Origin of the sequence: Vibrio mytili (assembly GCF_000830505.1) — a bacterium.
Taxonomy (GTDB): Bacteria; Pseudomonadota; Gammaproteobacteria; order Enterobacterales; family Vibrionaceae; genus Vibrio; species Vibrio mytili.
Window position 1 is genome coordinate 1 of record NZ_JXOK01000004.1, and the last position, 16,159, is coordinate 16,159.

A 16,159-nucleotide genomic window follows, 5' to 3' on the forward strand; every position below is an offset into this window, starting at 1 on the left:
AATTCGGGCCTTACTGATTGGCTATCAAACTTTGCAATGTGGACGAGAAGCTGCCGTCAGTTGGGTCTTAACTATCGTATCCATGCAGGGTTTTACCATCTCCTTTTCCAAGAGAGCCAACCAAGCCGAAATGAAGACCGCTTGGGTCAAACCGTGCTAGAGCGTTTAGAAACCACCGTCGTACCACTAATATTACAGGGAAAGCGCATTACCGTTACCGGGCATTCATCAGGCGGTGCTATTGGTAGTGTATTTGCGGATTATATAGAAAAGAAACATCCCAAAAGCATTAAGCGCATCGTAACATTTGGGCAACCCGCCATTGGTGACTGGTCATTTAAAAGGAACTACGGCTTGGCTCACAAAACCTATCGGATATGTTGTGACATCGATATTGTCACATTTATGCCACCAGTACCGTTTCTTTATTGGCATGTGGGTAAAATGCTGTGGCTATACAACGGTCGAATTTACGAAAATACTCCCACGTTTATCCGTTTAGGTCGCTCTCTACTAAGCTGCTTATCCGCCCCTTTTCTTATCATTTGATGAGCAAATACATAAGAGATAAAGACTTTTTTGATGAAAGATAGCGCAGAAACAAAAAAACCAGCCGATTGGGCTGGTTTTAAGATAATGGAGGCGCCTCCCGGAGTCGAACCGAGGTCCACGGATTTGCAATCCGCTGCATAGCCACTCTGCCAAGCGCCTTAATTTTTAGTTCTCTAAAGAGAAAATAGATGGTGCCCCGGGCCGGACTTGAACCGGCACAGCGCGAACGCCGAGGGATTTTAAATCCCTTGTGTCTACCAATTCCACCACCAGGCACGCAATACTTTGCGATGCCGTTTAGTACGATAAACACCATCTTTGATATCGCTTTCTGCGTTATCATTTAATTCTATTCATGGGGCGAAACGTTTATCCCCGTGTTCTTACTGGACTTCTCCGTGAGAACGAGGCGTACTTTACCGCATAGAAAAATATCGTCAATAAAAAATTTCAATTTTATCAATCAGATGACCAAAAACGCGCCACAACGTATATATGAGCAGCAATCTGCCTATTCTGCGACCATGAAAAAGTAGAAATAAAGCACTGCTTCATGAGGACATAAGATACTATCTGTGGCCCAAAAATGACCAACACAGCCCGAAATTATATATTGAACCCAAAACCAATATTCACATTCAGGTGCTCTGCATCTTGGTAGTCTATCGAGTCACTTGCTACACCTAATGTTAGGCCGTACCACTGAGCTTTTAACCCAATCGCATCCGATTGAATGTTATATGTCACTTGAGTAAATAACTGATTGTTCCAACGTGCAAACCACTCCGCGTCAACTAGCCATAAGTCATCGACATATAAGCTTTTTAAGCCAAACGCATTTTGATCAGCGACGTAAGACACGCGACTATGATATTTCGTAGGCAAGTGTTGTGTATAATCCGTGTCGTCTTCTCGTCCTGTTACCGTAGGCCGAATAGAAACAAATCCATCTTCATCCGTTTCTGCGGTGGCGGTATCCGCTGTTGCGCGTGTACGGGGCACTCCTCGCCATTTGATGGCATTAAGTACGTCTTGCGCCCATAGGCTTACAAACCATTTATCCGTTGGCATCCAGTTCAAACCAACGTCAGAGCTATATCCGAAATGGCTTTTCTGATCTCCGCTCAATTCTCTATCAAGTAACACATCTTCACTGTAGACATAATTCAAGTTGAGCAACCCATCATAATTCTGTCCTTGAAGATGCTGCACATGACCATTAAGTCGGCCACTCATCACTTCCCGGGCTTCTAGATAGCTGACTGATACGTATGAACTGAATGATTCACTCCAATCGTGACTCCAACCCAACTTCAGCCCATTACTGACAAGATGCTCAACATTAAGGTCAATGTCATACACTTTCCCACCTTGCATGTCTTGTCCATTTACTGATTCTCCATAGAGTAACATTGCGTCGGGGCTGTAGTTTAAGTACCACTCGTAGCGGCTAAACAAAGACACTGAAAACTCTCCCATTCTGACACCAATTTCCGCCTGATTTAGGGTATATGCGTGTTCAGAGGTTGAGTAATGCCCAGGGTGGCCTTTAATTAGGGGGTAAATTTCGTTGTTTTCCGCGTAACCGGAGACATGAATATCGGTAAATATTTGCGTACTGTCATTAGGTAGTGACAGAGGAATAAAGCTTAATAATGGTGTGATTAAAGCAGTGCTAACAGTCATAATCGAATAGGCTCAAATAGAAATAAGAAAGAGCTCAGGATAGAGCTCTTTCATTAAAGGTCGGAAGTTCAGTTACTTAGAATAATGTTTCAAAGTCACCGTTGGTGTAACGAACGACAACCGCAGTATCGGTATCGTCAATGTTCGCTACAACGCTGCCATTAACCTTGATTTGGCCAGAAAACTCACCTTGCTCATTTTCTGTCAGCTCTGCGCTAGCAGTACTGTTACTCAGAACAACAACAGGTGCTTCGTCCGATTCTGTATCGATCGTACTGTCGATGTTCAGTTGGTCTTCGTTATAAACTACATGACCATCTAGTACGACTGTGTTTACGCTAGGACGAGTAACTTGAAGGCTAACCTCGCCTTGCTGAGGGTTTTCAGGGTTGAGTTCAGTATTTACTTCTAACAGTACAGAGCCACGGATGAACTTAGACTCGGTTTCTTCTTCAGTTAAGCCTTCGTCTTCAGATTGAGTATTATCTGAAAAATTATCGCTATAGCTCCAAACTTCATCTACGTCGTTGAACGCGATGAAACCATCTGGGTTGTCGACACGAATATCAACCAAAGCTCCAACAGTTTGTTGGTTGTACTCAATCTCACCGCTTAGAGTAAATATAAGGTTCTCGAACGTTGCGTTTTCATCAAACTGGTAAGTGTTGCTGTTCTCATACACATCACCTTCTTGCGTTTCGACGAAGCTGTCTGATTCTTCAAAATTGTATACCAAGCCGTTTACGGTTGCAGTCACAGAACCAGACAATGATACAGGATTGCTTTGCACGTCCTGACCAACAATCTCTAGATTTGTTAGTACGAAGCTTAGTTGATCAGCAGAAGAAGAACCTGTTTCTAACTCGTCCTCATTACCATCTTGATATGAACCAGAGTATTGGTTTTCTTCTTTGAAGTTATCAACAATCACTTGGCCAGATTCAGCACTTAGCGTCGCTGCGCCATTTTTAACCAACAGCTCAGTGATTTCTAGGTTGATATTAGCGTTCGAACTGAAGCTATCTTCACATACATAGGCATTTTCAGTTTCTGTACATGGTTCTTCTGATTCCGTTTCATCGATCTCAATTGAACCAACAACCGTCAACTTTACGCTTTCAGTATTGATCACATAAGTCTTAGTTGCTTCGTTTACAGTAACGTTATAGTCGCCTTGCTCATCGAAAACTTCGCTGTTGATATGGTAAGCAATGGAAGAAAATGCTGTTGCCAGCAGATCAAATGCGCCATTCACATCTTCTTCAAGAAGGGCTGGAATAGGCTCTAGACTTTCTTCCAAATTTGCGAAACTGACACGTAAGTCACCGTCTTCCGCTGTTGCTGAGTCGTATACGGTACGCACTTGCTTAACTAAGTTTTTCCCCGCCGTAATATCATCGGTGGCTTCAGGTTCTGAAACGGTCGGCTTTTCAGTTTTCTCTACTTCGATCTCTTGCTCAACAGAAGTCAATAGAGCTTCATCTTCAGCATTCTTACCAACCTCATCAATAACATCCGTCGCTTTGCTTAAAATAGCCGTACGCAAGGTATCGTCATAATCGGTTGTATTGGCTTGATTCGACCATAAGTTTTCAACGGGTTGACCAGCGTCTGCGATGGCAGCAGATAACGTGGCAGCTTTAATCGAAGCTAAGTCACCATTTTCAACCGCAGCTTTCACTGCTTCAGCATCGGTTAAGTCCACAGCACCAATTTCAGACAGTTTCTGTGGGTCTACGCCAAGGACTTCGGCAACGTATTGCTTACCGGCATTGACACTTTCAATGGAAATTTCGCTACCTGCACCGATTTCAATCGCACGTTTTGCCGCTGCATCAGTAAGGTTGGTCATGTGTGAAGTCAAAGAACTAGATGTAGGAGCAACGAGTGAAATCAGCTTGAAATCATCGGCCACATTGAACCAATCGCCAAACGCCACATCACCTGTTGCACAGCCAGCATAATCACATTTCATGCGAGTTTGCAGCTCTGGGTTATTCTGCAAAACAAACAACAATGCTTTGTTTTGAGGGAGATCAGAAACAGAGTAAGCCCCTGTGTCGTCGGTCACTGCGGTGGCGATCAGCTCATCATCCGGACAGGATTTCCCCGCCACATTAGCAGCTGTTGCCAAACACACAGTTACTAAACCGTTTTCAACAATACCTTTATTCACAATACCTGAAACAGATGATTGTGCACTTTCGTTAGTGCTAGAAGACGAACCACTGCTGTCGCCTCCACAGCCAGCCAAAAGCCCTGTAGCCATGATCGCCACAGCGAGTACTGATTTTTTCATGAATAAACAATCCTATTGTAATTTTTCTAGTCATTTAGAGTGATGAAATTATCTTTTTTTTAAACTAATTTATCATCGACGCCGAATATATATTAGCTACAAATCATTATCAATATGAATAATTCAAACATGATTAGTCGATTAAATATGGTTAAATTACACTCATGTTTTTAGACCTATGATCACAATACTTGCCAATTTTAGAGAAGAACTCATTTTAAAGTTTTTGCTATTCACAGAAGCAATATTTGAAAGAAAACGTGATTAATGTTAGAGATATAGTTCTCAAAATTATAACAATTGCTTAATATTAGCGTTTCACGTCTGCTAGGTGCTCCATGACAGAAAATCAAAAACACCTCCACTACCCTTCGAGTGGATTGCACGAATTCACCCATACGGATGTTTGGAATGGATTTACACAACTTGTCCCCCTTTCCTTTTTCGTTGTGATATTCGGTCTCGCTTTTGGCGTGGCTGCAGCACAAACAGGTTTAGATGCCTTTCCTACATTGCTGATGAGTGGCCTTGTCTTTGCAGGCGCGTCCCAGTTCGCAACGTTAGACATGTGGGGTGAACAGGTTCCTTTAGTCCCAGTATTAATCACGGTTTTCGCGATCAATGCTCGCCATCTTTTAATGGGCGCGACCCTCTACCCATGGTTAAGACAATTGCCACCCTTTAAACGTTACGGTGTCATGCTAGTGGCGTCAGACGCGAACTGGGCGATGGCGATGAATGCCTTTAGTAAAAAAGAGCCGGGAATGGGCTTGTTGGTTGGAGGTGGGCTGGCGCTCTGGGGCTTCTGGATGATAGGGACGTGGATAGGCATATATTTCGGAAGCGCGATCAATGATCCTGTAAGCCTTGGTCTCGACATGGTTATGGGCTGTTTTCTACTCTCTATGGCAATTGCGGGTCCTACCAACTTAAGAGTATTCGCTATTTGGTTAATTGCGGCGGCATCGTCAATGCTGGCTTATTGGTATTTACCTGAAAATAGCCATGTGGTGGTTGGTGCCCTCACTGGCGGAATATTTGGTGCGTGTTGGAAGGAGAAAAGCGAATGAGTATTGAAACCAGTTTTATCGGCACGCTCATCATTATATTGGCAATGGCAGTGGTCACATTAATGACCCGTTGGGGTGGTGTATTTGTCATGTCACTGATACCGATCAGTGAACGAGTTCAGCGATTTATAACGGCCATGTCTGGATCGGTATTAATCGCGTTGTTAGCCCCCCTCGCAGTAGAAGGCGATAGTGGCGCGAGAGCGGCGCTTTTGTCCACCGCCGTCGTCATGTTTATCATTAAAAAGCCATTACCCGCCATCGCTGCGGGGATTATTGCTGCGGCTTTAGTACGAGCAATATAAATTAAGCCAAACTATTTGGGCTTAATTTACGAAATCATATAAGTTCAAATCATGCGAGCAGACTCGCAACCGTTAGGCGCAGCAATTACAGTTACGTTTGTACTTGTCCATTTTACCAATACCTGGGTTAAACGTATTGGTCGGGTCCAGCTCATGATAGAACGTTTGTAGCGAATTCTCTGCTTCGTATAAGTGCCCCACATTGTGTTCTGCGGGGTACTTTGCTCCTCGACTGTTCAAGTGCTCAAGCATGAGTCTTTTCATTAACTTGGTATCTGTGCCTTTTTTAAACACATAATCCTGATGGAACACATAGCACATAAAATGACCATAATAGAGCGACTCCACAAGATTCTTGCTCACTTCTTCGGGTAAGCTTTCAATCCACTCTTCATCATTCCGACGCAAAGCAATATCCAAAGCAACAATATCTTCTACTTCGTTTCTATGAATCGTTTCATAGCGAATCGCTGCACCCGCTGCCGCAAAGCGATGTAAAAAGGCTTTTTTACCTTCATCCGGAGTACACTCGAAAAAATCGCAATCACTTTCAATCGCCCACTCTTCCCGCAGGTATTTCCTCGCTTCATCAATACCACCATCACTCATCTTTAGAATAAGGTGATGCTCATACTTATTTCGGAACTCCAACATTCGCTCAGGCAGATGCTGAGGGAATAATTTGCTGGCATAGTATAAGATAGTATCCGGAAGGAATTTACTGACGAACGGCACACGTTCTAAGAAATTCTCCACCTTGGCCTTCATTGCAAACATTTTCGGTAGGCGGTCGGTTCCCAACTTATCAATGGATAGAAAGACATCTTTGCCGTACTTTTCTGCCATGTTAAAGATATCTCGATGCAGATACTCTCCCATTTCAGGTAAGTTTTTGAACTTGGATAGGATGTCTTGTCTGAGCTTGGTTAATTTGGCTGGATTATTAGTGCCGAGGTAAAAGACCTGCTCTTTTTCCGGGACCGGGTAGCTATCGACACGAACCGCAAAGACACCTAACTTACCCGCGCAACCACTCGCTTCAAACAGTCGACGTTCATCAGCATTAAAACGAGAAGGAATATCAGAAGTCACATCACGGACACGTTGGTCGTACTCCTTATCAGATGCCATGCGATCATCATGAATGATTTTCTCAGCGTCAAAATTACCGTCTTGTAAGTTTTGTAAAATCTCTTCTGGCGTTTCGCCTAATCCATCAATCCCTAAATGATTCACTAAGTGTAGATTGCCTTGCTTATCCACTTGGGCGTAAATCGCAAGCTCAGTATAAGCTGGCCCACGTTTAACAAGCGCCCCACCCGAGTTGTTTGCAATGCCTCCAACCACAGTTGCGCCAAGAGAAGAAGAGCCGATAATAGAGTGCGGTGCGCGGTTTACGGTTTTGAGCGCTTTTTCGAGCGAGTGCAAGCTGGCTCCGGGTAGACAGACTGCTTGTTTACCACCATCGATTAAGTGAATACGTTTTATCTTGGTGATATTGATAACCACAACATCACGATCATAATCGTTACCGCTTGGCGCTGATCCTTCTGTAAGTCCCGTTTTTGCTGCTTGCATAATAATAATGCAATTAGCCTCAACACACTGTTTAATAACGTTCCACTGTTCCAACAAAGTATTAGGGAATACAACTGCGAGCGCGGTACCACTTCCTGAGCGAAAACCAGAGCGGTAATATTTCGTTTTCACTTGTTCGGTGAGGACGTTTTCTTCTCCAACGACGGCTTTAAATTGTTCTATCAACTGCTTTTGTTTCATTTCCCGTTCTCTATTTTTATAAGACCTCTTTCGGCAAAGATTGATAAACCGTAGCGGGTCACTGTGTTAACGAGCGAAACAATAGCAAAACTATTTTTTAACAGCTGTGCGCGATCACGTGTTATTAAAAAGAGGCGGATACGATATGCGGTTTATGTGTGGTGTGTTGGCTGCGGTACGACGTTGGGAAGTCAGGGAACAAGCGTAAAATAGAATAGCGTTGAAAATATCGATGAATAGAGAATGGAGGCGCCTCCCGGAATCGAACCGAGGTCCACGGATTTGCAATCCGCTGCATAGCCACTCTGCCAAGGCGCCTGATTTGAAAACGCAACACGGTATGTTGCGTTGCCGTGTACTTTACGGATTCCCAAAACATAGTCAAACAAAAACCTATCAATTACGGTTTGTTTGCTTCGTTTTACGTCAATCCGATGAAAGTTCAATCGAGTTGCTTAATTATTGTTTTCCGGAATTGTTGCGTTATGCGGTTATTGTGTTAGGTAATGAGTGCTTTACACAATAAAACCAGCGTTCACATTTTTAGCGTGCAAGCTAAGCGCGTTTTAACAAGCGACCAACCACATTAGGATGATAAGACCAGGTGTGATCAAACATCGCCATCAACGCGGGGTTACCGTACTTAGACAAACTAATCGCATGGAATCGATTTTTCTTCGCTTTTAGAGCGTCGACTTTCGCCAGCAATTCATCTTGTTGCTTCGGTGCAATGAAATCGGAAATCACCACCATGTCGGCATTTTTGTATTTATCACCACTCATCAAGTCGATCGCTTTATTCAGGGTTGGTTCTAAATCCGTACCGCCATGAAAGCTGTACGTTAAGAAGTCCGCCGCTTCACGCAATCCATCCTGCTTAGTCAACTCATACGTAATGTGTTCCGTAGAAAAGATGATCACATAGCAATCTCGTTGCTCTGCTAGAGCGATTTGCATCAGTGCATACGCCATGGCTTTCGCACATTGTTCAGGGAAGCCGCTCATTGAACCAGACGCATCGACACAAACAATAAACGGTCCTTTCTCAATATCAACCGCTTTATGATCAGGACGATGCGCTTTCACCTTACGCAAGGTACGTGATTTGCCCTGAGTGCGGTAATTCATCAAACGCTTATCAACCAGGTGCTTGTAGAACACCACTTCCAACTCAGGATAAGCTAAAAACATGGTTTCATTCGGAAGCAGCTTGTTTAGGTCGTCACTTTCGTGGATGCCCACAATGTCATCGGTCGCTTCATCGCTTTTTTCCTCGACCATCTGCAGCTCTTCCATCGGTGCGCGGTTGAGGTCTGGATCGTTGACTTGCCCTGCCATTCGACCCAGCTTTTCAGCGATTTCTTGAAGTCCTTTGTGTTTTTTCAAAAACTCGGCATGACGTTTCATTACGGTCAGATCCGTTTTGCTGAGCTTGGCAGATGCCATATCCCATAAACGTCCTACACTCTCCGCATCTCCGGACTCAGTGACCTTGTCCATATTACGCATGGTTTCCATACGTTGATAAAGATCATTCAACACTTTCTCTTTATTGACTTCGAGCTCACTCAACTGCGCCTGTTTAATTGCATCAGCAAGGCTTTGGTACCATTGGTCGCAGAAATAATGCGGGAACATTGGGTTATTTACCCCTTTGTTCTTCTCCATCATCCGACGCGCTTGCATGTAAAACGCAGAGTGCCACTCTAATTGCTTAATGATGCCTTCGATACGTTCAAAAAACTCTTCTTCATCCCAGTGAATCACCTCCTGGTACAGAGACAACTCTTGCTGGAATCGCTCCGTTTCACACACTTTGGTGATGCGCTTTTTGACATTCCCCCGCCATTTCAGCAGATGATTTTTAACCGAGGATTTCATTCCTCTATTTTCCGCCATCATCATCACTTGAGAACGTGCCATGAGGTCGTTTACAGCGCCGTCGATGATACCCGAATCCGCTATCATCAAAGCTAAGTTGAAACCGTCTGCCCCTAACATATGGTCTCCTTATGAGAAAAACTCTGGTAAGTTTTTGAAGCGCTGTATGATTTTTTCGCTTTCACGTTGTACCGACTCAAGTTGCTGGCTGACCTGCTGTAAACTCGATTCCATCATTCGTGGTAACTCGGGATCGACAAAGCTGTGCGGCAATGCATCATGGAAGTTCGCTTTTACCTTGCGCATATGGTGTTCGGCTTCACGCAGTTGGCTAACCGCTTTTTCGCTCAACGTCAGCCATTTCTGATACTGTTCGATATCTAAGCCTTGCTGAGTCACTAAGCCCACTAAAATGCCTCGGTTGGCGATATCACGAATCACTAAGTTGTTCGCAGCATCAACATCCAGCCTCAAACGGCACATATTGGTGTTCTGATTGACGTAGCCGTATACATCACCATTGCCGTCTTTGATCACACGGTCTAGTTCATCCTTAGGTAGATAAACCCATCGGCTATCGCCTTTTTCAGATTCAGACACTGACATATTGCTTTGCAATATAACGAGCTTAACCAAATTAACCGCTGCGCCCACTTTGTACGTTTTCGCTTTAGATGTATCAAAACGCATGGTTTCTTTACGCAGAATACCGGTCGAAGTTTCCGAGGTAAGAGACATGCGGTAGGCATCTTCAAGTTCATGTTGGACGTCGACGAGCGTCTCACGGCAATAATCGATTTCCTGCTCTGCGTCTTGCTGATCAAAAGCGTGCTTTAACGCAAACTCCTGTACCACACTACGCACGACATCACGGGATTCTGGACTGTTCCACAAACAATCTTGCAGCAAGAGTAAATCAAGCGGGTTAATTTCGTCACGACCATTAAAGAATGCACTTGCTTTTAGCAATTTTACCGCTTTTTTCCAACGACGATCCGACACATACATGTCAGTTTGAGCCACATCGCCAAACTCCGCTTCCACCTTCTGCTCTAACATGGTTTTGAGTTGGAAAAGCTTTTCGAACGCATTGTCTGTAAGCGTCAATTTATCCAATTGTTGCTGCCACTGATGATACTCTTCATCAGTGATTGCTAGGCCTTCTGGCACTTGCGCTTCTTGCGCGGTACCAACAGTCAGCATAGATTTGAAATTCTGTTTATTTTGAATACGATTGACGAACACTCGCACAAGCATACGGTCATAAAGTGCGTCTAATCCACTATCTTCATCTGGCAGTTCATTCGAGGCTGAAACCAGCAGACGCATCGGCACACGCTCGATGTCACTGCCGTTTTTGAATGTTTTTTCGTTCACCACGGTTAGCAGCGTGTTCAAGATAGCGGGACCCGCTTTCCAAATTTCATCTAGGAAGACGACTTGTGCCGTCGGTAAGTAGCCTTTGGTCAAACGAACATAACGACCATTATCTTTTAGCTCTTGAATGCTCAACGGACCAAAAACTTCCTCTGGCGTTGAAAAGCGAGTCATTAAATATTCGAAGTAGCTACTATTATCAAAAGCTTGTATAAGGCGTTTGGCAATTAAGCTTTTGGCGATCCCCGGAGGACCAAGAAGGAAAACACTTTCACCAGCAAGTGCAGCTAAAAGACAGAGTTTTATCGTATGTTCACGTTCATAGACCCCATCAGTCAACGCTTTAGCTAGCTTATTGATACGCTCTGAAAGAAGCGCTTTCTCAGCGTTTGACGTAGTAATGGAAGGTTGAATCATACGTGCTCCGACTGCTGGACTAATGCGTTGTATTTAGCGTAGTAATTAGCTTTATACATATGTTGCCACTTTGTTACAAGTGTATTTTATTCTAGCTCCCCTTATAGCAGACGCACGGCGTTCTCTTTTGTCAGTAATCATAGTTTTCATTTATGGGACTCCAATCACGAACAACGCAAACGTTTGTTCTCTTTTAGGTCAGTTTTTTCTTTTTTTTCTGCGTATTTATCGTTACTGTTCGAGCTAGCCTTACTAGCTAGGATTCACATTCCATGAGTAAAACAATTCATAAATGGAAGCAGATTTCTTTGGTTGAAGAAGCTATCGCCCTTCCAACAGGTCAAACGATTACTCACACCACAATCCATCATCCGGGAGCTGCGGTGATTTTACCTGTCACAGACGAAGGCGATATCGTACTGGTTCATCAGTTTCGGCCATCTTTAAAAAAGTGGCTATTAGAACTGCCGGCTGGTACACGTGAACCTGAAGAAGACCCGCTGTCTTGTGCCAAAAGAGAACTCGAAGAAGAAACCGGATTCAGCGCAGAAAAATACACATCATTAGGTCAAGTTACCCCTCTTGCTGGTTTTTGCGATGAAATACAATATTTATTTGTAGCGGAACATTTAACCGCAACTCATCGTTACGAACCTGACGACGATGAGGTCATCGAAGTAGTGACACTGTCACCCAAAGAGATTGACCAACAAATCATTGAGGGTTTGATAACCGATGCCAAAACGATTGCTTGCCTTTGCAAAGCACGCCTTTGTGGCTATCTATGATTTACGACTAAGCTATAATTTACGACCAAGGAGATAAAGATGGACTTTCGCTCGGATACCGTCACCCAACCCACGCAATCAATGCGAGAAGCTATGTTTACGGCTCCCGTCGGTGACGACGTTTACGGTGATGATCCCACGGTGAATGAACTAGAACTGTTTGCCGCTGAACTTGCTGGTTTTGAAGCAGCACTTTTCACTACATCCGGCACCCAGGCGAACCTGTTAGGATTGATGGCTCACTGTGGTCGCGGCGACGAATACTTGTGTGGTCAACAAGCACATAATTATCGCTATGAAGCCGGTGGCGCAGCGGTTCTCGGTTCAATCCAACCACAACCTGTTGAAAACAATCCTGATGGCTCCCTGCCTTTTGATAAGCTCGAAGCGGCGATCAAACCTGATGACAGCCATTTTGCTCGCACTCGTTTACTCAGTTTAGAAAACACGATTAATGGCAAAGTGCTTCCACTGTCATATTTGTCGGAAGCAAGACAGTTTGTAGATAAACATAACCTTCAGCTACATCTCGACGGTGCTCGCGTATTTAACGCAGCAGTTGCATTAGGTGTGCCTGTTAAAGCAATCGGTCAATATTTTGATTCTATGACCATTTGTCTTTCTAAAGGTCTTGCCGCGCCTGTTGGATCGCTGCTGTTAGGTAGCCACGACTACATCGCTAAAGCGCGACGTCTGCGAAAAATGGTTGGTGGCGGCATGCGTCAAGCAGGTATTTTAGCCGCAGCGGGTAAACTGGCATTGACGGAGCAGGTTGATCAACTGAAGCAAGATCATGTCAACGCGAAAAACTTAGCTCAAGGATTGTCTGAATTGCCTGGCTTCTCTGTTAATCCTGATTTCGTTCAAACCAATATCGTGTTTGCTAAGATAGAGCCGCACATAGATATCAACCGTATTGCTGAGGAGCTAGCAAAACAGAATATCGTTATCACGCCAGGGAACCCTGTACGCTTTGTTACCCACAAAGACATCTCTAGCCAAGATATCGACCTGTTCCTATCCAGTTTGAAAGCCCTACTGTAGGACATACGTTCGCTTCCCCATCACGGGGAAGCGGTATTTTCTAGACACCCTTACTGCTGCTCAACCATGATCAGCCCATCAACATCGAAACCGTTTTGTTTCGCCACACGTTTAAAACGCTCTACCAAAGCGTCATCTACCGTCGGTGTTCTTGAAAGTAGCCAAAGGTATTCGTGGTTATATCCAGAAACAAATGCATAGTCATACTCATCTCCGAGTTCGAAGATAATATATGAGGAGTAAAACGGACCAAAAAACGACACTTTAAGGTGCCCTGTATTTTCATCTTCAACGAAATACGCTTTGCCTTTCGCTTGATTCCACTCCCCCTTTTGAGCAGAGTACCCACGGTTTATCACATCGATACCGCCATCTGAGCGAACCTTATATTCCGCAGAAACTTGCGATAATCCAGCCTCAAATGAGTGGTCTAATCTAGCAATTTCATACCATTTACCGAGATAGGGATTAAGGTCAAAATTATTGACTGGTTCTATTCCATCAGGTTTAGATGTGCAGCCGAACAGCGCAAACAATACAACGGTTAACAATATCTTTAGTTTTTTCATGCAGCTCTTTACCATATGCAACACAATTAAATGGGTTATTTTACGATTCACTGTGAATTTCGATCACTAAAGGTAGTGCTATTGAAATTCCTCCACCAATGAATGTAGGTTAAAACCTACACACTTGTACATCGATTCCTTCAATTTAACTGTTTATATATCAAAAGTTTGCATGATATAGACATTTCTTTTCACGCGACACGGATATAATATGTGTCGAAATCAAGTGAGGTCGTTGTTATGAATTTAAAATTAGTGTCAGCTTGCGCCGTGTTAACTTTGGTTATGGGTTGTCAACCACAAGACAAAAGTGACACGGTAAATGTCATTACCTCGACAGATATATGTGACTCACAAGATAAGATGCTAGGTGGGTGGGAAAGGTTCGACGCGACTCCAGATGTACAAAAAGCGATGGCGTTTGTTCTGACAAAAATGGACACACCGGCAACGTTCAAGCAGATTACTGACGTTCACGCGCAAATCGTTAGTGGCGTCAATTACGCGATAGAGTATGAACTGGATGATGCCTCGGTGTGGAATACCATTGTTTACCGAAATCTGGAAGGTCAATACGCGTTAGCACAATCCCCACGAAAAGGACGTTTCTGCAAGCAGTAATATCAACATAAACAGCAGATCAAAGAATCCGATAAGTGCAGAACGTTTATTGAATTGACTGACGGTATAGGTAAGCACACTGTCACGGACGTTTAATTACATAGAACTATGCCAATATGTTACAAGTGGCACCATCAACGTCTTATAGACCCCAAACACTGTTTGGCACCGAGGGTAAGAACAGTACAAACATTACCAACCTCATAAATTTACCTGCAACTTGAAAATATATTACATATTTTTGTGATACAATCCCGGCCTATTTTTTCTCACTCACATACAAGTATGAAGTTTCCTGGTCAGCGCAAATCAAAACACTACTTCCCGACCCATGCTCGAGATCCGTTAGTCAACCAAATTCGACAAGCACCAAAGCTCTATCGTCCAACGATCGTTGGTGTTGGTCAAACCATCGTGGATATTGAAGCGCGTGTCGATGATGCGTTTTTAGAAAGATACGACTTAAGTAAGGGACATTCACTTGTCCTTGAAGAAAGCAAAGCAGACGCTCTCTACGAAGAATTAGTTGAACAAGGATTGATTACACATCAATATCCGGGTGACACGATAGGCAATACACTTCATAACTATTCTGTCCTTGCTGATAGTAAGTCCGTACTGCTGGGAGTGATGTCAAAAAACATTCAAGTCGGTTCATTTGCATACCGTTATCTATGCCGTACCTCTTCACGTATGAACCTTAACCATCTACAAACCGTCGATGGTCCTATTGGACGTTGCTATACACTGATAACTCAAGATGGCGAACGCACTTTCGCTATCAATGAAGGTCATATGAACCAGCTTCTTCCTGAAAGTATCCCAGAAGAAGTCTTTGATAAGGCGTCTGCACTTGTGGTCTCTTCTTATCTAATGCGTGGAAAAAAAGACGACCCGATGCCGCAAGCGGTGCAAAAAGCCATTGAATTTGCTAAGCAGCATGATGTTCCAGTCGTCCTAACGCTTGGGACAAAATATGTGATCGAGGGTAATGAAGCTTGGTGGCAAGATTATATCCGTGAGCACGTATCGGTCGTCGCGATGAATGAAGAAGAAGGGGCTGCGCTTACTGGCGAAACCGATCCGTTGAAAGCCGCGAATGCTGCACTGGAATGGGTTGATCTCGTCCTGTGTACAGCGGGTCCTAACGGTCTCTATATGGCCGGATATGCCGATGATAAAGTGAAGCGCGAAACGAGCCATGAAACACTTGAAGGTCTATCGATAACTTCAATAAATACGAATTCAGCCGCGCTATGCGCAAAAGCGACTGCGAGAATCCAATAAAAGTGTATTCACACATCGGTCCATATTTAGGTGGACCTCTTAAGATCAAGAACACCAATGGTGCGGGTGATGCGGCTCTATCAGCACTTCTTCATGATATGGCGGCGAACTCTTTCCACCAAAAAGAAGTACCAAGCTCTGAAAAACATGCCGTTCGTTGTCTTACTTATTCATCACTATCGCAGATTTGTAAGTATGCAAACCGTGTCAGCTACGAAGTCTTAACCCAGCACTCTCCCCGCTTGTCACGCGCATTGCCAGAACGTGAAGACAGCTTAGAAGAAACCTACTGGGATAGGTAAAACACCCACTCTGAACACAATGCATACATAAGGCCACCATCGGGTGGCCTTTCGTTTTGATCTAGAGCACTAATTAGTTTTATTAGTTAGAATGAAGCACGATCATTGGCGAATAATTCTTTACACTAACGCCTCAGCCAGTATTATTCTCGCGCAAACGTTGCGCAACACTAGAGTCTGAT

General features: G+C 44.0%; 11 protein-coding genes, 3 tRNA genes and 2 pseudogenes. 7 read left to right on the top strand and 9 right to left on the bottom strand.

Going from position 1 to position 16,159, the window contains the following annotated elements:
* Nucleotides 1–593, top strand: a pseudogene (locus SU60_RS00585) (lipase family protein); the annotation flags it as partial.
* Between the two features lie 44 nt (nt 594–637).
* Here SU60_RS00585 and SU60_RS00590 read toward each other — a convergent pair.
* The 4 genes from SU60_RS00590 to SU60_RS00605 all read right to left on the bottom strand — a co-directional run bounded on the left by SU60_RS00590 (nt 638) and on the right by SU60_RS00605 (nt 4,537).
* Nucleotides 638–710, bottom strand: a tRNA-Cys gene (locus SU60_RS00590).
* A gap of 31 nt (nt 711–741) precedes the next feature.
* Nucleotides 742–827: transfer RNA gene (locus SU60_RS00595), tRNA-Leu, on the bottom strand.
* 331 nt (nt 828–1,158) lie between these two features.
* Nucleotides 1,159–2,238 carry a hypothetical protein gene (locus SU60_RS00600; protein WP_041153854.1) on the bottom strand — a complete coding sequence of 360 codons (1,080 nt, stop codon included), beginning with the start codon at nt 2,236–2,238 and terminating at the stop codon, nt 1,159–1,161.
* Nucleotides 2,239–2,314: 76 nt separating this feature from the next.
* Nucleotides 2,315–4,537: a hypothetical protein gene (locus tag SU60_RS00605; RefSeq protein WP_041153855.1), complete on the bottom strand. Its 2,223-nt coding sequence runs from the start codon at nt 4,535–4,537 to the stop codon at nt 2,315–2,317.
* A gap of 338 nt (nt 4,538–4,875) precedes the next feature.
* Here SU60_RS00605 and SU60_RS00610 point away from each other — a divergent pair, with 338 nt between their 5' ends.
* Together SU60_RS00610 and SU60_RS00615 are read left to right on the top strand one after the other, a co-directional pair.
* Complete coding sequence (locus SU60_RS00610) at nt 4,876–5,607, top strand: AzlC family ABC transporter permease (protein ID WP_041153856.1); 732 nt, start codon at nt 4,876–4,878, stop codon at nt 5,605–5,607.
* Complete coding sequence (locus tag SU60_RS00615) at nt 5,604–5,912, top strand: AzlD family protein (protein ID WP_041153857.1); 309 nt, start codon at nt 5,604–5,606, stop codon at nt 5,910–5,912. Before SU60_RS00610 ends, SU60_RS00615 begins: the two co-directional genes overlap by 4 nt.
* Before the next feature lie 72 nt (nt 5,913–5,984).
* Here SU60_RS00615 and dld read toward each other — a convergent pair whose 3' ends face one another.
* From dld to SU60_RS00640, 4 genes are all read right to left on the bottom strand, one after another.
* Nucleotides 5,985–7,691 carry a D-lactate dehydrogenase gene (dld, locus tag SU60_RS00620; RefSeq protein ID WP_041153858.1) on the bottom strand — a complete coding sequence of 569 codons (1,707 nt, stop codon included), beginning with the start codon at nt 7,689–7,691 and terminating at the stop codon, nt 5,985–5,987.
* A 244-nt stretch (nt 7,692–7,935) separates the two neighbouring features.
* Nucleotides 7,936–8,009 (bottom strand) — tRNA-Cys (locus SU60_RS00625).
* A 237-nt stretch (nt 8,010–8,246) separates the two neighbouring features.
* Nucleotides 8,247–9,692 (bottom strand): ATPase RavA stimulator ViaA, encoded by a 1,446-nt coding sequence (gene viaA / locus SU60_RS00635; protein ID WP_041153860.1) that lies wholly within the window; start codon nt 9,690–9,692, stop codon nt 8,247–8,249.
* Between the two features lie 9 nt (nt 9,693–9,701).
* Nucleotides 9,702–11,366 (bottom strand): ATPase RavA domain-containing protein, encoded by a 1,665-nt coding sequence (locus SU60_RS00640; RefSeq protein WP_041153861.1) that lies wholly within the window; start codon nt 11,364–11,366, stop codon nt 9,702–9,704.
* Between the two features lie 272 nt (nt 11,367–11,638).
* Between SU60_RS00640 and SU60_RS00645 the strand changes: the two genes are divergently transcribed.
* Together SU60_RS00645 and ltaE are read left to right on the top strand one after the other, a co-directional pair.
* Nucleotides 11,639–12,154 (top strand): NUDIX hydrolase, encoded by a 516-nt coding sequence (locus SU60_RS00645; RefSeq protein WP_041153862.1) that lies wholly within the window; start codon nt 11,639–11,641, stop codon nt 12,152–12,154.
* A 39-nt stretch (nt 12,155–12,193) separates the two neighbouring features.
* Complete coding sequence (gene ltaE, locus SU60_RS00650; RefSeq protein WP_041153863.1) at nt 12,194–13,198, top strand: low-specificity L-threonine aldolase; 1,005 nt, start codon at nt 12,194–12,196, stop codon at nt 13,196–13,198.
* 50 nt (nt 13,199–13,248) lie between these two features.
* Here ltaE and SU60_RS00655 read toward each other — a convergent pair whose 3' ends face one another.
* On the bottom strand, nt 13,249–13,767 hold the full coding sequence (locus SU60_RS00655; RefSeq protein WP_041153864.1) for a lipocalin family protein: 519 nt from the start codon (nt 13,765–13,767) through the stop codon (nt 13,249–13,251).
* A gap of 240 nt (nt 13,768–14,007) precedes the next feature.
* On the opposite strand from SU60_RS00655, the gene SU60_RS00660 reads away from it, so the two are divergent.
* Both SU60_RS00660 and SU60_RS00665 read left to right on the top strand, forming a co-directional pair.
* Nucleotides 14,008–14,388 (top strand): cystatin domain-containing protein, encoded by a 381-nt coding sequence (locus SU60_RS00660; RefSeq protein ID WP_041154096.1) that lies wholly within the window; start codon nt 14,008–14,010, stop codon nt 14,386–14,388.
* A 285-nt stretch (nt 14,389–14,673) separates the two neighbouring features.
* A pseudogene (locus SU60_RS00665) lies at nt 14,674–15,977 on the top strand (inosine/guanosine kinase).
* The last annotated feature ends 182 nt before the right edge of the window (nt 15,978–16,159 follow it).